Origin of the sequence: Bradymonas sediminis, assembly GCF_003258315.1 — a bacterium.
Lineage (GTDB): Bacteria > Myxococcota_A > Bradymonadia > Bradymonadales > Bradymonadaceae > Bradymonas > Bradymonas sediminis.
The window spans coordinates 3,718,090-3,736,401 of the sequence record NZ_CP030032.1 but is presented as its reverse complement, the minus strand read 5'-3'; the positions used below and the strand labels follow the sequence as shown (position 1 = coordinate 3,736,401).

The 18,312-nt window shown below is 60.4% G+C and carries 14 protein-coding genes and 1 riboswitch; of the genes, 7 read left to right on the top strand and 7 right to left on the bottom strand.

Annotated features, from left to right (window positions below; translation table 11 throughout):
• Positions 1–13 precede the first annotated feature (13 nt).
• From DN745_RS14065 to DN745_RS14050, 4 genes are all read right to left on the bottom strand, one after another.
• Positions 14–862 (bottom strand): MBL fold metallo-hydrolase, encoded by an 849-nt coding sequence (locus DN745_RS14065; protein ID WP_111335818.1) that lies wholly within the window; start codon positions 860–862, stop codon positions 14–16.
• Positions 863–928: 66 nt separating this feature from the next.
• Entirely contained in the window at positions 929–2,803 is a 1,875-nt protein-coding gene (locus DN745_RS14060; protein WP_162687683.1) for a serine/threonine-protein kinase, read from the bottom strand.
• Positions 2,804–2,910: 107 nt separating this feature from the next.
• A complete protein-coding gene (locus DN745_RS14055; protein ID WP_111335815.1) occupies positions 2,911–3,177 on the bottom strand; it encodes a zinc ribbon domain-containing protein in 267 nt (88 codons plus the stop codon).
• A gap of 190 nt (positions 3,178–3,367) precedes the next feature.
• Positions 3,368–3,583, bottom strand: coding sequence for a cold shock domain-containing protein (locus DN745_RS14050; protein WP_111335813.1), 216 nt, complete (start codon positions 3,581–3,583; stop codon positions 3,368–3,370).
• A 384-nt stretch (positions 3,584–3,967) separates the two neighbouring features.
• Between DN745_RS14050 and DN745_RS14045 the strand changes: the two genes are divergently transcribed.
• The gene (locus DN745_RS14045; RefSeq protein WP_111335812.1) at positions 3,968–5,134 is read left to right on the top strand and encodes a fatty acid desaturase family protein; all 1,167 of its coding nucleotides are present in this window, start codon (positions 3,968–3,970) and stop codon (positions 5,132–5,134) included.
• 531 nt (positions 5,135–5,665) lie between these two features.
• On the opposite strand, the gene DN745_RS14040 is transcribed toward DN745_RS14045, so the two are convergent.
• The 3 genes from DN745_RS14040 to ppc form a co-directional block, all read right to left on the bottom strand.
• Positions 5,666–6,394, bottom strand: coding sequence for a hypothetical protein (locus DN745_RS14040; protein WP_111335810.1), 729 nt, complete (start codon positions 6,392–6,394; stop codon positions 5,666–5,668).
• A gap of 124 nt (positions 6,395–6,518) precedes the next feature.
• Positions 6,519–7,232, bottom strand: coding sequence for a hypothetical protein (locus tag DN745_RS14035; protein ID WP_111335809.1), 714 nt, complete (start codon positions 7,230–7,232; stop codon positions 6,519–6,521).
• Between the two features lie 188 nt (positions 7,233–7,420).
• Entirely contained in the window at positions 7,421–10,237 is a 2,817-nt protein-coding gene (gene ppc / locus DN745_RS14030; protein WP_111335807.1) for a phosphoenolpyruvate carboxylase, read from the bottom strand.
• 231 nt (positions 10,238–10,468) lie between these two features.
• Between ppc and DN745_RS14025 the strand changes: the two genes are divergently transcribed.
• The 6 genes from DN745_RS14025 (at position 10,469) to DN745_RS14000 (ending at position 18,312) form a co-directional block, all read left to right on the top strand.
• Entirely contained in the window at positions 10,469–11,875 is a 1,407-nt protein-coding gene (locus tag DN745_RS14025; protein ID WP_111335805.1) for a vWA domain-containing protein, read from the top strand.
• Between the two features lie 115 nt (positions 11,876–11,990).
• Positions 11,991–12,097, top strand: a riboswitch (TPP riboswitch).
• A gap of 54 nt (positions 12,098–12,151) precedes the next feature.
• The gene (locus DN745_RS14020; protein WP_111335804.1) at positions 12,152–13,435 is read left to right on the top strand and encodes an LLM class flavin-dependent oxidoreductase; all 1,284 of its coding nucleotides are present in this window, start codon (positions 12,152–12,154) and stop codon (positions 13,433–13,435) included.
• Between the two features lie 167 nt (positions 13,436–13,602).
• Positions 13,603–14,994 carry an ATP-dependent RNA helicase DbpA gene (gene dbpA / locus DN745_RS14015; RefSeq protein WP_111335802.1) on the top strand — a complete coding sequence of 464 codons (1,392 nt, stop codon included), beginning with the start codon at positions 13,603–13,605 and terminating at the stop codon, positions 14,992–14,994.
• Between the two features lie 78 nt (positions 14,995–15,072).
• Positions 15,073–16,593, top strand: a complete 1,521-nt coding sequence (locus tag DN745_RS14010; protein WP_204355000.1) for an SDR family NAD(P)-dependent oxidoreductase — start codon at positions 15,073–15,075, stop codon at positions 16,591–16,593.
• A 184-nt stretch (positions 16,594–16,777) separates the two neighbouring features.
• The gene (locus tag DN745_RS14005) at positions 16,778–17,038 is read left to right on the top strand and encodes a hypothetical protein (RefSeq protein ID WP_111335801.1); all 261 of its coding nucleotides are present in this window, start codon (positions 16,778–16,780) and stop codon (positions 17,036–17,038) included.
• A gap of 218 nt (positions 17,039–17,256) precedes the next feature.
• On the top strand, positions 17,257–18,312 hold the full coding sequence (locus DN745_RS14000) for a TadE/TadG family type IV pilus assembly protein (protein ID WP_162687682.1): 1,056 nt from the start codon (positions 17,257–17,259) through the stop codon (positions 18,310–18,312).

The window sequence follows — 18,312 nt, the reverse complement described above, 5'->3', positions numbered from 1 at the left end:
ATCATCATCTAAGTTAATTCGAGGTCGAGAAAAGCGAGCCCTGGGAGGGTGTCTTCGCGGGGCGTTTGGGCGTGGCGAGGCGCGCAACGTCGAAGGGCGCGGCGGGTTTAGGGCCGGCCGCGATGAGGCGCGTCGTATCCTCGGGTTTGAGCGCCTTTTTTACTTCGTTCAGGGCCACGTCGGCCGCGTTATTCTTGGCGCTAAGGTGCGCTAAAATCACCCACTCGGGGCGAGGCGCCGGCAGCCGGCTGAGCAAAGAGCGGGCCTGGTCGTTGGAGAGGTGGCCGCGACTCGAGGCCACGCGCTTTTGCAAATAAGCCGGGTAGGGGCCCGCGCGCAGCATATCGAGGTCGTGATTGGCCTCCAAGATAATCACTCGGCATCCGCTGAGGTGCTCGAGGATGGTGTTATTCCAGACGCCGAGGTCGGTGGCAAATGCCATCGAGAAGCCGTCGGCGTCGAGGCGAAACCCCGTCGGTTCATTGGCGTCGTGGCTTAGCTTGAAGGGGTGAACCCGGACCTCGCCGATCTCAAAAGGCGACTCGGCCTTGATCGTCGTCCACGATTGGGCCGCCTCGACGAGTCGCTCGCTGCCGATCTGGGTGCCGCGGGTGGCGAATATCTCGGTGTCCGGGTATTTCGACAGCAGCGTCTTGAGCCCGCGAATATGGTCCGAGTGCTCGTGGGTGACCAGGATGGCGCTCAGGTTCTCGATGGATTCGCCGTGGCTCGCCAGCGTCTGCTCGATGCGCCGACACGAGATGCCCGCGTCGATGAGCAGGCGTGTGTCGCCGACGCGAACAAAGGCGCAATTGCCGCTGGAGCCGCTTCCGAGGATCTGGAGGGTGATGGGGTCACTCATAAACTTCTCTTTTGGGGGCTCACAGCGGGGCGCGCAAGCAATGGAGCGAAGTCGTGCTTGGCGTGTTTATTCTTCTTTTTCAAGGGTTTGGATGGCGTCGCGCAGGTCGCCGCGCATGCAGGCATGACAGTCTTCGAGGGAGAGAAAACCGCAACCGCGCGTGCTTTTGGCTGCATAGGCCCTGAGGACCTTGAGGCCGCGTGGGTCGCCTGCCTTGACGATGTCGGGGATGATCTTTTTACGCGCGTTGCAGTTCTTGGCGTTGCCCATTTGGATGCTGAGGCGACTCCAATCCTCGAGATCGTCCATGCGCTTGGTGCTCTCGAGCACCTGATAGGCGCGTTTTCGCGCCGAACCTGAGTCGCTCTCGCTGGCGACTTCGGCGAGCTTTTGGGTGGCGTAGACGGTGTCCAAATACTCTTCGATGAGCTCTTGAGCGGGCGCGGCGCGGTGTTTTTTGGGGTCCGAAAAGCGCACAAAGATATCGTCAACCAATTGGGAGTCATTGGCGTAGAGAGGCTCGGCTGAGAGTGCTTTTTTATAGGCGTCGATGCTCGCCTGCCAGCGCCCACGCACGGCGTTGGTTCGCCCGCTTAGGTAGGCAAAATGGGGGTTATCTCCGTAGGTTGCTGCGGCGTTGTCGAGCGCCGAGAGGGCGTCGGAGGTCCGGTTCTCGGCCAGGGCGACGGGCACATCGTCGAGCCCGGCTTCTTTGATGAAATCGGCGCGCTTTTCCTTAAGATTGCGCCTGACTTTCTTGCTCTTTGCCTGGGCCGCCGCGGTAGTTGACCCGGAGGAACCGGCGATGGTGCTGATGACGGCGATGGTCGGCACCAAAATGACGGCTAAAAGCAGCGCTGCGCTCACGCCCAGGACGATGCCCTGAGTGAGCGTTTCTTGGGCGCGGAACCATGTGAGCGCGCGCGCCACGCCGGTTTCTGAGGAGTTCACCGCGCGTTTAAGCAAGACCGAGCTCTGGTCGGCGATATCCTGGGCGCGCTGGGCGATGGGGAGCTTATTTGCGTCGCGGCAGGCCTCGAGTCGCTCGATGAGGGCGCTGGCCGAGGCCGGGCGGCTGTTGGGATCTTTGTCCAGCAACTCCAGGACCAGTGTTTCCAGCGCGAGTGGAATCTTCGCCTCGGGCGCGTATTCCGAGGGCGGCCGGGGTTGGTGAGTGAGGTGCATCGCCATGACGCGTGCGGGGTTCGAGTCCTTGAAGGGCGGGCGTCCGCAGAGCATCTCGTAGAGGATGACGCCGAGGCTATACAGATCCGACCGACCGTCGACCTCGCCGCCGGCTGCTTGCTCGGGGGCCATATATAAAGGGGTTCCCCAGACGGTGCCGGCCTGGGTGAGTTGGGCATTTTCGTGTTGTTCGGTGAGGCGCACGCGGGCGACGCCGAAGTCGAGGATCTTGACGAAATCTTGGCCGTCCTCGCGCGCGACGAGCATGATATTTTCGGGCTTCAGGTCCCGGTGAATCACGTCGAGTTCGTGGGCGCGGCTGAGGCCGGAGGCGACTTGGACGGCGATGTCGATGGTCTGGGCGGCGGAGATCGGAGCTCGAGCTTCGATGGCGTCTTCGAGGGTGTGTCCCTCAAGATATTCGATGACCAGAAAGAAGGTGCCGTCGTCCATCTGACCGAAGTCACTGGCCGCGCAGATATTGGGGTGGTCGATATGGGCGGCGGCCTGGGCTTCGCGGCGGAAACGCTCGACCAGATCGTCACGTTGCTCAAGCTGAGAGCGCAGGACTTTGATCGCCACCGTTTTGGCCATCAGCGTGTGGGTGGCTCGGTAGACCTCACCCATGGCGCCACACCCCAGGCACTCTTCGACCTGGTAGCGCCCGGAGATGAGTTGGCCTGTGAGTTTGTCTAACTCAACTGGCGTATCCCCAACATCTTCGCGATTCGCAATTGTAGTTTGGTCGTTATTCATCGGCCCGATTGTGCGAGATTGAGGCGCGATCGGCAATAGCGATCGCGCCTCAATCTCATAGCACAAATTCCGGGTCGAGGAACGAGGCGAGCGGTTCGTCGCCGGTCTTAGTTGGGTTTTTGGGGGCAGTCGGGCGGCGAAAATGCCCATTTGCGCGTTTTAACCGGGCTCTCGGGGCCGACCGAGACGGTCCGGATGCGCGGGCTGCCACAATAGCGGCAATTGGATTTGGGCGGGAAATTATAGTTGCCGCAGTCTCGACACGCGGCTGCCAGGAGGCATGGCGCGTCAGATTCGGTGTTCGGGTCGCTTTGAGCGGGTTGAGCCGAGGTGAATTTGGGAAGTTTCCACAGATATGAAGTCAGGTATGGCATGATGGTTCTTTTCCTATCCCCGTGTGTCTCTTCGACGAGTTTTTGCCCGTCTCCGTGAGTGAATGAGTCGAGTGATGGGAGTCTTGCTCCGGATGGTGGATAACCAAATCTCGACTCAAATTCTGCGAAGTCACCCTTGACGTCGCTACGACACACCCGCTTAACGCACCGGGTGGACTGGCCTTTGCTGTTATTCTAAGGGTTCAATCGGTTGCACGTTGGTCGCGTGCAGCCCTTTGGGGCCGCGCTTGAGCTCGAATTCGACGGTCTCCTCGGGTTTGAGCGTTTTGAAGCCATCCTGAAGAATCTGGCTATAATGCACGAAGATATCCTCGTCCTCCCCGTCGATGTTGATGAAGCCGTAGCCTTTGACATTGTTGAACCACTTCACGAATCCCTGAGCCATTTTCCTTCCCTCGTTGGTAATGAGCACGAATGAATTTATGCTGCCGGGCCGATCGCCTGGTGGTGAGTTTGCGTCTGAATGGCTGCGCAATGGGGATAACGCTCTGGCGAGAATTATCGCCCCCACTTGTTAGGGAGTCGACCTAAGTAGAGACTAGAGAGGTGGGATCGGAAGGAAAAGAGGGGCTGTCAAATTATTTATACCGCCAATATTCTAGGGATCTCGGCGTCGGCCCTTTTGTATTACGAGCAATCAAGTTTCAGTATAGGTGTTATCTTTCAGGGGTATCTCGGCTTTGCGCCTGTCGTAAAGCGCGTGGGAACCTGATATATGGCGGGGGTCGCGAACTTATTCATTCCCTCTAGCCGTCATTTGAGGCCGTCGATGTCCAAGCCGCCCACACCCTCTCTCTACGACTTTGAAGCCGACTCCGCCTTCGATCTTGACCAGGTTGATCTCGAGGAGCTTGCCCGCGAACTCAAGGCATTGGCCACCGAGATCCGTGCTGAAACCAACGCCGATCCCAGCGCGGATATCGCCCATCTCAAGAAAATCGAGCGCTGGGGGAAGTTGTGCACTGCCCTGGGCTACGGCACGGCCTGGATGGTGCCGAACCCGATCTCAGGGATGCTGATCTCGCAGGGGTTACTCACGCGCTGGCTGCTGATGCACCATATCAGCCACCGCGGCTATGATAAGGTCCCGGGGATCGAGGCCAAATACACCAGCAAGGTCTTTGGGAAAGGGGCGCGCCGGCTGTTTGATTGGATGGACTGGATTCATCCCGAGGCGTGGCATGAGGAGCATGATTTCCTGCACCACTACCACCTGGGCGAGGACGAGGACCCGGATCTTTTGGAGCGCAATACCGAGTGGATGCGCGAGCACGATGTCCCCAGCTGGCTGCGCTATCTCTTTGTCGGGGCGCTCTCTGGCACCTGGAAGTGGGTCTATTACGCGCCCAGCACGTTGGCGGTGATGCAGGTGGCGCGCGCGCGGCGCAATAAGGAAGAGCCGCCAGAGCCCGCCGAGATGCTGAGCCCCTTTAATAAGCGCGGCCGCGAATTATGGATGCGCTCGCTGATCCCGCACGCGACCTGGCGCTTTGGCATCATCCCGAGTCTTTTTCTTCCGCTCGGGCCGGTGGCCGCGGCCAACGTCTTTTTGAATAGCATCTGGGCCGAGATCTTCACCAATATCCACGCTTTCCTGGTGATTGGACCCAATCATACCGGCGAGGATCTGTACCGCTTCGACGCGCCGGTGAAGAGCCGCAATGAGTTCTACCTGCGCCAGATTGTCGGCTCTGCCAATTACAAATGCGGTGATGAGCTGGGGGATTGGCTGCAGATGTGGCTCAATTATCAGATTGAGCACCATATCTGGCCGGATATGACGATGCTGCAATATCGCAAGGTTCAGCCCAAGGTGAAGGAGCTCTGCGAGCGTATGAATATCCCCTACGTGCAGGAGTCGGTCTTCACCCGCGCGCGCAAGATGATCGACGTGATCGTGGGCAAAGCGTCGATGATTCGGGTGCCGGCGACCTGATATCTGGCCCGGCCTGCAGGCGTGGCAGAGGCGGCGGTGTGCCCGCCGCCTTTGGATGCGTTGGGTGGGCATCACCACCAATCATTGGGCTCATTGGACGCGCTGTTCGGCAGATGCTCTGCTTGCCGGCGCGGCAGGGGCGGAGGTTCGATCGGCGCGGGAGGGTCCCGCTGAGTTTGAGTAAGAAGGGGCCTTGATATTTGAGCCCCAGGGCGTTCCCCACGCTCTCCCAGTAACTCTGACAGCGCTTGTCCCGCCACTCAAGGAGTTCATAGGCGGCCCAGACAAGAAGCGCCATCGCGCCAATATATCCCACCGCGCGAAGAAGGAGGGCGTCGACAAGGGGCGAAATCACAGCGGCAATAAATAGATACTGATTCATAAACGGCCCGAAGAGTGGTGCGAGCGCCCCCCTCATCTATATCAAAAATAGTGGGAAATCATATGGCACCGCCAGGGGCTGAAGAGTCGCAGATTGCGCCCGACCTGACTGCGCGGCTTGATACGCGTGCCTAATTTATGGGCTCGCGCTTACCACCAATCTCCGGGCTCGCCAGAGTTGCTGGCGAGCGCCTCGGGCGGCAGCGCCGGCGGCGTGTCAGGCTTGGCGAGGTCGCTCGCTGCTTTGTCGAAAGCGGCTGCGATGGCCACGATCTGGTCAATATAACGGGTGAGCCTTGCCTCACTGCGCCCTTGTTCTGGTTCTCGAAGATAAACCACGCCCTGCTCAACTCGCATCGAATCCGTGTGTTTTTGCAGGGAGAGTAGGGCGTCTTTTACCGCCGGGTGCTTGATGAGTTCACGCGTCTTGATGGGGTCTTGGCCTTGAAAGATATAGCGTTTGTCGAGTTGTAGGTCGCCGACCTGGATATCTTCGCCGCCCAGCGCTTTTCCGACCTTCTGAAAGAGCCCCTCCGGGCGAATAAATAACCCCTCAGGAAGCGTGGTGCTTGGGCGAGCGGTCACGCGGACCGCATAGTTCTTTTGGACCCGAATGACCTCGGCGACCACCGTGACTCCATTGATAGTCCCGCCTAGTTTCGGATAGCTACCACTGTCGTCGTAGCGCAGCCCGCGCGACTCGCCGACGCGTCGCCAGCATTTTTCGCGGCGTCGGTCCATCCAGGAAATAAAATAGAAGACCGCAGCGCAGACAATTACCAGAAGGGAAATATACCCGGCTTCGGTGAGAAAAAAGAACTCAAAAATATTAGAGATAAAAGCAGGAGTGACGGTGGCGAGTAGGTCGTGAGGCATCATGAAAGGTCCGAGTTATATCCAGGAACGTTGCGGACAATGGGGGATACTGCAGGAGGGGATACTGCACGCGGGGATCGGTGACAATGGGCGTGGCCGCCGCGCGCGCGTAACTAAACGGGCCGATTTACCAGGCGCCGCCGGTTTCGGTGAAAGTTTCGATGACAGGCTCGGTGGGCGCAGGGGATTGCTCGGCCGGCCTGAATAGCTCATCCGAGGCCCGCGCGATGGTTTGGGCGAAGGCGACGATATGATTTATCTTATCAGTCAATGCTTCGTCGTCGCTCGGGGGCATGGCTGTAAAGTAGACGAAGTTACCCTCGATCTTATAGGTGCCAAGGGATTTAGGGCGTCGGAAGCAATCGAGCAGGGTTGCTCTGACTTCTGGGTGCAGGAGCAATCGGCGCACCGCCTTGGGGCCGGGCGATTCGATGAGCAGCAGCTTATCGAGAGCTTTGTCGTCAAGCTTGATGTCGCGTCCCAACAGTTTTTTGAGTGTGGTTTGGCGCTGCACGGACATCGCGGGGGTGTGGTGCGAGGGAAACCAGGCCTGGATCGTGAGGTAGGTCCTGGTTTTTCGCGGTCCCGAAGCGCCGGAAAGAGGCTCATATTTTCGAATCGTGGCTACTTTCAAAGGGACGGATTGATAGGTCCCGGTCATTAATTTTAATTTTCCACGGCGCCGGTCGGAGTAGGTGAGTCCGAGGCGAGCTGCGACCTGGTCCCACTGCGCGGGCTTTTGCAATAGGCCCTTCGCGATATAGATGCAAATTATCGCAAAGAAGGCATTGGAGACGATGAAGACAACGAAAATGAAGAAATAGAAGATCACAGAGGCCATCGGCTGCTCCCGAGAATATAATTCGTTTTGAGAAATATATCGGGCAGATCATCGGCCGGACTGGCCCGGAGAGCGATGGTCTACAGCAACCCTGATATGTGTCGTGATTCCACTATAGAGCCACCATGGGCGCAGGGCAAATGGGCGCGGCGCATGGCCGCCGCGCCCATTTGTATCGGCGAAGATTATCAGCCGGTATTCTGCATGGCCGCGGCGACGCCGTTGAGGCTTAAGAGCAGCGCGTGGCCCAGGTCGGCGCAGTCGGCCTTTTGCCAGCGGGTCATCAGCTCGATCTGCAGGGCGTTGAGCACATCGGTATAGGGGTTTCGCACCGCGATAAGCTGGCGAATCGTGTTATTCTTGGAGAGCAACTCGTCGGTTTCGGTGATCTTGAGCAACCATTTTCGGGTGAGCTCAAACTCTTTCTCGAGGCGCTCGTGAAACGCCATATCTTCGGCGAGGTTCTCGCAGTATTGGCGCGAGACCGCCAGGCGCGCGCGCGCCATTTCGAGCTGGGCGTTGTCGATAATTCCCTGGAAATAACTCCAATTCTTATACCAATCGCGCAGGTCTTCGAGGTTGATCTCGTTGGCCTCAACGGCTTCTTCGAGACCTGTGCCCATGCCGTACCAACCCGGAGTATTATAGCGGGTCTGGGTCCAGGCGAAGTTCCACGGAATGGCGCGCAGGCTGTCGAAGGTCGGTCCAGCGGGGCCGGAGCGCGAGCTGGGGCGCGAGGCAATGGGCAGGCGACTGATATGCTCGATCGGGGTGACGCGCTGGTACCATGGCCAGAATTCAGGGTCGTCGATGAGCTCGCGGTAGACACGCATTGAGCGGGCGGCCACGGCCTCCATGGCCTGGTCGCGCGCGGTGTTTTTGGCGTCGCCGGCGCGGTAGTCGCGCGCGCCCTGGGCTGCCTGGGCCATCGCGTGCACGAGCTGCTCGAGGTGGCGGTGGGCGATGGGCTCCAGCGAATAGCGGAAGGAGATGACCTCGCCCTGTTCGGTGAAGCGGATGCGCCCCGAATAGGACTGCGGCGGGATGCCGACGATGGCGCGGGTGCTGTGTCCGCCGCCTCGCCCGACCGTGCCGCCGCGCCCGTGGAACATACATAATTGCACATTATATTTGGCGCTGACTTCGCCCAGGGCACGCTGTGCCTTGTGCTGGGACCAATTCGCCATCCAATAGCCGCCGTCTTTGGAGCTGTCGGAGTAGCCGACCATGACTTCCTGGAAGCGCTCGCGCCCGTCCAATTGGGCGGCGTAGGCCGGGTTCTCGAAGAGCTTCGCCATGAATGTATCGACATGGGCCAGGTCTTCGATGGTCTCCAGAAGCGGCACGATCTCGATCGGGGCGTAGCCACGCTCGCCGGGGCGATGCACCCATAGCCCGGATTCCTTGGCCAGCAGGAGCACCTCGAGCAGGTCGCTCAGCTCGTGGGTCATGCTGATGACCCAGGCGCGCACCGCGCCGGGATCTTCTTCGAGGGCCTGGCGGGCGACCTCAAAGACCTCGAGTAAGTCGCGGGTTTGCTCGCTGAGCTCAACATGGCCGCGCGGGCGCAGCGGGCGCGGGTTCTGCAGCTCTTGATTAAGTAGCTCCAGCCGCGCCTCTTCGGGCATTCCCATATAATCGGACGCAACGCCCGCGATGGCCAATAATTCGCTGACCGCGGCTTCGTGCACGCGGCTATGCTGGCGAAAGTCGAGGCTTGCCAGGCGAAAGCCAAAGGTCGCGACCTGCGCCAGAAGATCGGTCAGGCGACCGTTGGCCAGATGGCTAAGACCCGCCTGATGCAGCGCTTTTCCGATGAGCTTGAGCTCGTCCTGAAATTGCTCCGCGCGGTAGCGCTCCTCGGGTGCAGCGGTCGAAGCCGCCGCGCCGCGGGCAAAATGCGTCGGGGCCGCGCCCTGGTCGATGGCCATATTCAACTTGGCCAGCATATAGGTCAGCTTCCGGCGGAACGGCTCATGGGCATAATCGCGCTCGACCAGACGCGTGTCGGCCTTGCTGAGCTTGACGCTCTTTTTGTCCTCGGCGAGCGACTCGAAGAGGGCGTCGCAAAGCGTGACGTGGACCTCGGAGACGCTAAGCTCCTGGCGCAGCAGGCGCAGCGATTTGATATATTTTTTGAGCGCCACGCGCCGCTGCTTCTCGAAGGTGTTGCGGGTCGTGTCGACCGTGACGTTCGGGTTGCCGTCGCGGTCGCCGCCGATCCAGGAGGAGTAGCGAAACAGCGCCGGAAGCTCGGTGGCCTGGTCGAAATTATCACCCTCAGATCGCTCGCTGAGCGCGCGCTGCAGGTCGCGTTGAATTTTAGGGACCGCGTCCCAGATCGTGGTCGCCAGAAAGTACAGGCCGAAGTCGACTTCGTCGTCGACGGTCTTTCGTTCGGTGCGAATCTGGTCGCTAAGGAGCATCAGCGCGACTTCGCTGCGCAGGGCCTCTTCGATGCGTTTGGCCTCCGCCGGCGTCTGAGTCTGCGCCGCCATCTTCTTGAGGTGCCCGGCGATGCGCTGCTGGATGTTGAGCAACGTCTCGCGGCGAGCCTCGGTGGGGTGGGCGGTGAGGGTGGGCTCGATGCGCAGCTCTTTTAGGAAGTCGGTGAGCTCCGCGTCACTCCAGCCCGCCTGGCGCATCGACTCGACGCCCTGGGCGATGGACTCCGAGCGCGGGTTCTCGACAGTGGCCTCGAATTCGCGCTTGCGGTTGATGCGCGCGATCTCGAGCTGCTCGGCTTTATTGGCCAGGTGAAAATAGCTGGTATAGCTGCGGATGATATTTTCGATTTCGGGCAGCGAGAGCTTGGCGACCTGGCGAAAGAGTTCCTCTCCGGCGTCGGTGCGTTGCGCCCAACTTCGCAGAGATTCCACCAACTCATAGGTTGTTTCGCCGTAGTGCTCCTTAATGGCGTCGCCCAACGCGCGGCCCAACAGGTCGACCTGCGTGCGCAAGTCCTCGGTGAGTCGCGGTTTTTCCTCTTGTCCAAAGCTCGTCATTTCACTCCTTGCGTGTCATCAAAATTCATCAGCTTGAAATCAGTCCAGCGCAAGATAAGTGCGAGATCGCAGAAGGCAATCTCTCCCCCGCTAATACTCGCCCCACGCGGCCTTGGAGGCTTCGGTTGAAAATAAATTAGATCGTTTTTTGAACCCCTGCGTTTGACCCTCTGACAGCAGGAATTCTCGAAGATACGACGTTATTTCCCAACCGACGACTGGAGACTGAATATGAAGAGCTTGAATAATAACCTGATGGTTTGCGTGGTGGCGATGGGCCTTTTGGTGGGGTTGACGAGCACGGCGAGCGCGCGAACCGTGAAGATCGACCGAAGCAACGGGGCGACGGTGTCGGCGGGCGGGACGGTCGCGCTCAAGGCGTCGCTCTCCAAGGCCTATGTGCCGGCGAAGGCGGCGACCACGATGCACGCGCGCATTGAGCTGAGGGCCGGCGAGGCCGAGCTGCAGGAGCGCGCGCCGATGAACCTGGCCGTGGTGCTCGACCACTCCGGCTCGATGGGCGGCGGGCGCCTGGAGCAGGCGAAGGCGGCCGCGCACTCCCTGGTCGACCGTCTCTCCGAGCAGGACCGCCTGGCCGTGGTGAGCTACGGCACGTCGGTGACGGTCAACCAGGATTCGGTGCTCGCGACGCTGGCAAATAAAGAGTTGCTGCACAACGCGATCAACGCCGTGAACCTCGGCGGGTCGACCAACCTGGAGGGCGGGTATCTGACGGGCGCAAAGATCGTGGCGAAGTACCCCACCGATGACTCCGTCAACCGGGTGGTCTTGCTCTCGGACGGCCACGCCAATATCGGCCTGCAAACCCCCGAGGAGCTCGGAGCGCTGGCCGGAAAGCAGCTTGAAAAGGGTATCTCGGTGAGCGCGATGGGTATCGGGCTGGATTATAACGAGAAGTTGATGGCGAAGATGGCATCGCAGGGCGCCGGCAATTATTATTTCGTCGAAGATGAGAAGAAGCTCGTGGCCATCTTCGAAAAGGAGTTCAAATCCCTGTCGAATGTCGTGGCGAGAAACGCCAAGATCGAGTTCAAAGTCGGCCCGGGCGTGGAGCTTTTGAAGGTCCACGGCTTCGCCCACACCATGAAGGGCGACAAGGCGGTCATCAACCTGGGCGCGTTCTATGCGCACCAGCACAAGGATATCCTGGTCGAGCTGGCGGTGTCGGCCCGCGGCGAGGCGAAGCGCGATATCGCGGATATCCGCCTGAGCTTTAAGGACGTGGTCCAGGGCGACAAATCGGTGCACTCCACAGGGCAATTGGTCGCCACCGCGACCAAAGATCGCACGAAGCTGGCCAGCGTCGACAAATCCGTGATGCAGCGCGTCGAGCAGATCACCTACGCCCAGAACGTGGCGCGCGCCAACGACGCCTATGAGAAGGGCAAAAAGGACGAGGCCAAGAAGATCCTGGGCGAGCAAAAGAAGCGCATGGAGCGGGCCGGTGCTGCCTACGGGTTCGCGGACTCAAAGGTCGCCGAGAAGGTCGCCGAGCTGGAGGCCCAGGAGGCCGAGATGGAGGCTGCCCCGGCCCCGTCAGCTGCCCCGGCCAAGCGCATGCGCAAGGCGAGTCGCAGCAAAGCTGACGCCGTGATGATGAGCGCGGATTCGTTCTAATCGTCCGATAGATTAGCCCGAAGCCTAAAAAGGCCCCGAAGCGAGACGCTTCGGGGCCTTTTGGCGCGCGGGGGGGCGGGCCATCTTGAATCGAAAAATTTGTGTGTTATAGACGAGTTGCGACACGGGGTGTCCCGGCGGCCAGGGCCGCTGTGGGCTGAGATAATACCCGTCGAACCTGATCCAGTTCATACTGGCGAAGGGATGTCAGCCTAGCGGCTTGCGGCAACGTCTTGCCCATCCATGCCTTCGCCTCTTATCCAAGAGGTCGTTTCAATGATGCATCTTAATCTATTTATTTTTGGTTGCGGTCACCACAGCGCTGCCTGGCGCCACCCGGATTCCTCGGTCGAGCAATTGGGCGATATTCGCTATTATGAGCGATTGGCCCAGCTCGCTGAGCGCGGTAAATTCGACGCCGTTTTTTTGGCGGACGGGCACTCCGCCGGCAACGTCTCCGACGGAAGTTGGTGGTTTTTGGAGCCGCTGACCGCGCTGTCGGCGATGAGCCGGGCGACCGAGAAGATCGGTCTGATCAGTACCGTCTCAAGCACCTTCTATACCCCGTTTCACGCCGCGCGCATGCTCGCCTCGCTCGACCATATTTCGGGCGGGCGTATCGGGTGGAACGTCGTGACCTCGATGTTCGACGCCGAGGCGCGAAACCACAATTACGAGAGCATGCCCAAGCACGCCGACCGCTACCGGCGAGCCGGGGAGTTCGTCGACGTGGTGCTCAGGTTGTGGGATTCCTGGCATGAGGACGCGCTGAGCTTTGACCGCGCGGGGCATTACGCGGACCCCGAAAAAGTCCAGCCCATCAATCATCAAGGGGAGTTCTTCTCGGTGGACGGACCGCTGAACGTGCCGCGCCCGCCGCAGGGGCATCCGGTGTTGTTTCAGGCGGGGGCGTCCGAGCCCGGGCGCGACCTGGCGTCGAGCCGGGCCGAGGCGATCTACGCGGTGGCCTATGATTTGCCCGCCGCCCAGGAATATTATCGGGATATCAACCGGCGCGCGAAGGCGGCGGGGCGCACGGTGGGGGTTCCGATCATGCCCGGTTTGGTGACCTATGTGGCCTCCACCGAAGCCGAGGCGAAGGCCAAGCAGCGTGAGTTGGATGAGCTATTGCCGACCGAGGCGTCGCTTCGGCAGTTGGGGATGTTCGTCGAGAAAGATTGCATGGATTGGGAGTTGGACGCGCCGGTGCCGCCGCTGCCGCCACTGGAGGAGTTTACGGGGCCCAAGGGGCGCTACAGCACGATCCTGCGCATTATCGAGGCGGAGCAGCCCACGGTGCGCCAATTGCTGGGGCGCCTGGCCGCCGGCGGCGGGCATTGCACCATCGTGGGGACGCCCAAAAAGATCGTCGACCAGATGGAGCTGTGGTTTAAGAATGAGGGCGCCGACGGGTTTAACCTGATGCCGCCGTCGCTGCCGCACAGCGTCGAGGATTTTGTGGAGCAGGTCGTGCCGGAACTGCAGCGCCGCGGGCTTTTCCGCAAAGACTACGAGAGCGACACGCTGCGCGGGCATCTGGGCCTGGCCAAACCAACCTGAGCACATCCGAGGTGAAGGGGCGACTGGCGGCCTAGCTTCGCGAATCGCCCCAGTCGTGATAGGGAACCGCTCCGGAGCGATTTGCTCCGGAGCTTTTTTGTGCGCAGAATTCCACGTCGCGAATCCGAATCGCGATGAGACAAATTTACCAGATAGACCCCATACCTATGATTTTCAGCGATAAGACCTTTCGAACCCTTAATCTGGGCCCGGAATGGGTCGAGAACCTCGACCAACTTGGCTACGAGAAGATGACAGCGATCCAGGCAGAGGCCCTGCCGATGATGCTCGAGGGGGCCGATGTGCTCGGCCACGCGAGCACCGGAACCGGCAAGACGGCGGCCTTCGGGCTGGCGCTCTTGCGCAATATTAAGCCCGGCGGCGCGCGCCCCGGCGCCCTCGTTTTGTGCCCCACCCGCGAGCTCGCCGCCCAGGTCACCGACAATCTGCGCGCGCTCGCCCGGCCGCTGGCCAATACCAATATCGTGACGCTGTGCGGCGGGCATCCCTTCTCGCGCCAGCGCGAGTCGCTGGGGCACGGGGTCGACGTGGTGGTGGGGACGCCGGGGCGTGTGCTCGACCATCTTCGCCGCGAGACCCTGGACCTGTCTGAGCTGTCAACGCTGGTGCTCGACGAGGCCGATCGCATGCTCGATATGGGCTTTGTGCACGACGTGTCTGAGGTGGCCGATTTTGCGCCGGCCTCGCGCCAGACGCTGTTTTTCTCGGCCACGCTCACCGACGCGGTGCGCGAGCTGAGCGAGGAGTTCCAGAATGACGCGAAATTCGTGTCGGTCGTCTCCCAGGAGGACGCCCCCGAGATCACGCAATTTCTCTATCATATCGCGGGCGTGGAGCGGATCGACGCGCTTGAGCGGGTGCTTGCCCGGCATAAGCCCGAGTCGGCGATTATCTTCTGCAACCAGCGCGACACCTGCGATGAGGTGGTCCACGAGTTGGAGGCCGCCGGGCATTCCGCGCGGGCTTTGCACGGCGGGCTGGAGCAGCGCGAGCGCGACGATATGCTGCTGATGTTTAGCAATAAGAGCGTGCGCCTGCTGGTCGCGACCAACGTGGCGGCGCGCGGGCTCGACGTGGATGAGGTCGACGCGGTGATTAACTACGAGCTGCCGCGCGACACCAAGGCGTTTGTGCACCGCATCGGGCGCACCGCGCGCGCCGGCGGTGAGGGGCTCGCGATCAGCATCATCGGGCACAAGGACCAGAAGAAGATCGTCGAGCTGGACGAGTATTTTAACGGCGTTGAGATCACCCGCGCGGGCGATCTTCCCGACCGTTTCCCCGACCCCAAGCCGGCTGATATGATGACCATCGCCATTCAGGGCGGGCGCAAGGATAAGCTGCGCCCCGGGGATATCGTCGGCGCGCTCACCGGCGATATGGGGTTCGACGGCGGCACCATCGGGCTGATCTCGGTGCGCGACCGCATCACTTTTGTGGCGATGCATCACGCGGTGGCCGAGAAGGCGCTGGCGCGCATCAATCGTGGCAAGATCAAGGCGAAGACGTTCCGGGCCTTTATGCTCGGCAGCGAATAAATCGTCTGGACCTGTTTGCAAGGTGGTACTTTCAACTAAGCCGCCCAAAAGAGGGCGGCTTTCAAAGGGTTGGTAGCTGTGACTGACGAATTAAAAGATCTGCTCGCGCGCATCGAGAATGCGACGCAATTACTTGAGGAAATCCAGGAGGATCGCGGGCTGTTGGCTGACGTCGAGACCGAGGTGCGCAATCGGTTTTTGATGGCCGCCGGCATGGTGTCTCGGCCGGGGAAACGCGCGCGCAAAAAGCTCGCGCGGGCGCGGCTCAAAAAAGAAAAGCAGCAGCGCCGCGAGCACGACGAGGCGCTGATGGATCAGACCGAGATCCGCGAAAAACGCAGCAACCCGGTGTTCCTGACGCCGCGTTGGCGCGACGCGTCGAAGTTCAAGGAGTTGGCGGCTGCGCCGGCCTCCGAGCCCATCGGCCAGACCGAGGAGGAGCGCACCTGCTATGTCTGCCGCGACGCCTTCACGGACGTGCATTTTTTCTACGATCAGATGTGTATCAAATGCGGTGATTTCAACTACGCCAAGCGCTCACAGACCGCCGATTTGCGCGGGCGCGTGGCGCTGGTGACCGGGTCGCGCGTCAAGATCGGCTACCAGGCGGCGATCCTGCTGCTGCGGGCGGGGGCGTCGGTGATCTGTACCACGCGCTTTCCCCACGACGCCGCGCGCCGCTACGCCGCTGAGGAGGATTTCGACGAGTGGAAAGATCGCCTCAAGATCTATGGCATCGACCTTCGCCATACCCCGAGCGTCGAGAATTTCTGCGCGGAGCTCAATCGCACGCTCGATCGCCTCGATTTTATCATCAATAACGCCTGTCAAACGGTGCGGCGCCCGTCCGGATTCTACGACCATCTGATGGCGGCGGAGCTTGGCGCCGAGGAGATGTCCCCCGACGAACTTGCCCTGGTCGGTACCTTCAACCCGACCACCGCCGCCAGCGGGTTGCTCGCCGACGGTGGCAGTGAATTGGACACCACCCAAAAGGTCACTTCGGCCCACCTCAGCCAAGTCGAACTGCTCGCCGAAGATGGCGAGCGTGGGCATCATCTTTTTCCGGCCGGTGAGCTGGATGCTGACCTTCAGCAGGTTGATCTGCGCAAGGTAAATAGCTGGCGTCTCAAGCTCGACGAGGTCTCCGCGATCGAAATGTTGGAGGTTCACCTGGTCAACGCGGTCGCGCCGTTTATTATCAACGCGCGCCTCAAACGTCTGATGGAAAAGGTGCCCACGGCCGACAAGCATATCGTGAACGTCTCGGCCATGGAGGGGCAGTTCTACCGGGTCTTTAAGACCGACCGGCATCCGCATACCAACATGGCCAAGGCCGGGCTGAATATGATGACGCGCACCAGCGCGCCCGACTATATTGAGTCGGGCATTCATATGAATAGCGTGGACACCGGCTGGGTGACCGATGAGGACCCGGACCACCACGCGCGGCTGAAGCGCGAGCTGCACCGTTTTCACCCGCCGCTTGATATCGTGGACGGGGCGGCGCGAATCGTCGACCCGATTCTCCACGGCATTAACACCGGCGAGCATGTGTGGGGCCAGTTCCTAAAAGATTATAAGATTACGGACTGGTGAGCGTATTTCGCCACGAAGTCAGCGGGCGTGATGGGCGATTTGAAAGCGAGGGCTGCGGTCTGTAGACTGGGTCTTTGCTCAAAATTAGCACCCGTTGGCTTCGTGCGGCGAAAATTCATCCAAAATGCATCCAAAGTGCATCCGAATCGGCAGCGCTAAATTCTAGACAATCAGGGAGAGAAATATGACCATTGAATCGCATTCAAACGAGACCCAGACGCTGTGGGACCGTGGTGAATTCCAGGTGATGATTAAATCGGGGAGCACCGGGACGGTGATCGGGTTTTGCGCAGGGACGCCCGCCGATGAGCTCGAAATCGAGGAGACGGCGATGCGTGAGGGCACGGAGGTCACGATTGAGAAAAAATTACTCAAGACGGGCCGCCAGATTTGGACGGTAAACCCGGTCGGCGGCCGCGATGAGCCCGATGTAATTGACTGGTAATGCGCGTGTTGGTAGCTTGAAGGGCACGCCTTCCAATCTAGTCGCGATGATTTTGTAGTTTCAGTCTCAGAGAATTGATTGAAGTTTTCTGATGAATGGCAGGCGAGTAAGGTGTTGATGGTTGTATAATAAGGTTGTTAGGCTCCCCTAAGAGCGATATAAAAATAATGAACGAACAGCCCCCCATTGATGACGTATCGTCTCGGGTCTCCGCGTGGATGCTTACGTCTCTGGGCCATGTGGGCGCGGTGACGCTGATCGCGTCGAGCATCGCGCTGTTGATCGTGCCGATGTCGACGCTGAAGCTCGTCCTGTCGGCCCACCGCGTCGCGCCGGCGATGATTCAGCGCTCGATGCCGTCGATCCTCCTGCATATTGGATTGTCCGCCTGCATCTGGGCGCTTTGCGTTATCATGTACAAATTGTGGACGCGCCCTCGCCCCCAGGTGATTCATCGGCTTGGCCAGCGCGGCAGCGTGATGACCGAGACCCTGATCGTGCTGCCGGTCTTCTTCTTGCTCTGCTTCGGCATGGCGCAGTTGGCGGTCAATAATATCGGGGGGATCTTGGCCAATGTCGCGGTCTACCAGGCTGCGCGCGCCGCGTGGGTGTGGCAGCCCGAGGTTGGCGTGACGCGCGTGTCCACCGAGGTCACCGCCGAGGAGGCCAAGAATCGGGTGCGGATTGCGGCAGCGCTGGTCATGACGCCGGTCGCCCCGGGAGACTTCTTAAAGGACACCGAGAGCAACAGCGCGTTTAAGGACACCCGAGATGCGATGGCCTCGTCTCAGGATATTCTCGGGACGATCCTGAATATCCCGGATATTCTGTCGGGCTTTGAGACCGGCGGCAACACCCGGGCGACCCGGAGCAATCTAAGCATCTCACGGGCGCTGGATGAGTCGAGCTTTATGACCCGAAGCGTGCGCAAATTTACCCACGCCTATCAGGCTACCTCAGTTGAGATCAGCGAAGACAGCGGGCGCACGAAGGTCGATCTTACCTTCAAGCTCCAGCAGGTGATGCCCTTTGCGAATCGCATCTTTGGGAAGTTCGAAGTCGTCGATGGGCGCGAGGGGCTCTTCAGCGTCTATGAGCGAACCTATAGCTTTCGCACCCAGCCCTTTAAGCCCAACGCCCAGACCCCGGATGGGGTCGGCAACGTCCCCGAGCAGCAGCCCGACGGCGGTAAGCCCGACCTTGAAGGCGGCGTTGATTGGGAGGGCAGCGAGGATGGCGGCTATGACCCGAATAACCCCCCGTCAAGCGGCTGA

Coding starts and splice junctions, on each gene's coding strand:
- DN745_RS14000 (WP_162687682.1), top strand. CDS start 17,257: ATGCTTACGTCTCTGGGCCATGTGGGCGCGGTGACGCTGATCGCGTCG.
- DN745_RS14005 (WP_111335801.1), top strand. CDS start 16,778: ATGACCATTGAATCGCATTCAAACGAGACCCAGACGCTGTGGGACCGT.
- DN745_RS14025 (WP_111335805.1), top strand. CDS start 10,469: ATGAAGAGCTTGAATAATAACCTGATGGTTTGCGTGGTGGCGATGGGC.
- DN745_RS14020 (WP_111335804.1), top strand. CDS start 12,152: ATGATGCATCTTAATCTATTTATTTTTGGTTGCGGTCACCACAGCGCT.
- DN745_RS14040 (WP_111335810.1), bottom strand. CDS start 6,394: ATGATGCCTCACGACCTACTCGCCACCGTCACTCCTGCTTTTATCTCT.
- DN745_RS14055 (WP_111335815.1), bottom strand. CDS start 3,177: ATGCCATACCTGACTTCATATCTGTGGAAACTTCCCAAATTCACCTCG.
- DN745_RS14060 (WP_162687683.1), bottom strand. CDS start 2,803: ATGAATAACGACCAAACTACAATTGCGAATCGCGAAGATGTTGGGGAT.
- DN745_RS14050 (WP_111335813.1), bottom strand. CDS start 3,583: ATGGCTCAGGGATTCGTGAAGTGGTTCAACAATGTCAAAGGCTACGGC.
- DN745_RS14035 (WP_111335809.1), bottom strand. CDS start 7,232: ATGGCCTCTGTGATCTTCTATTTCTTCATTTTCGTTGTCTTCATCGTC.
- DN745_RS14045 (WP_111335812.1), top strand. CDS start 3,968: ATGTCCAAGCCGCCCACACCCTCTCTCTACGACTTTGAAGCCGACTCC.
- dbpA (WP_111335802.1), top strand. CDS start 13,603: ATGATTTTCAGCGATAAGACCTTTCGAACCCTTAATCTGGGCCCGGAA.
- ppc (WP_111335807.1), bottom strand. CDS start 10,237: ATGACGAGCTTTGGACAAGAGGAAAAACCGCGACTCACCGAGGACTTG.
- DN745_RS14065 (WP_111335818.1), bottom strand. CDS start 862: ATGAGTGACCCCATCACCCTCCAGATCCTCGGAAGCGGCTCCAGCGGC.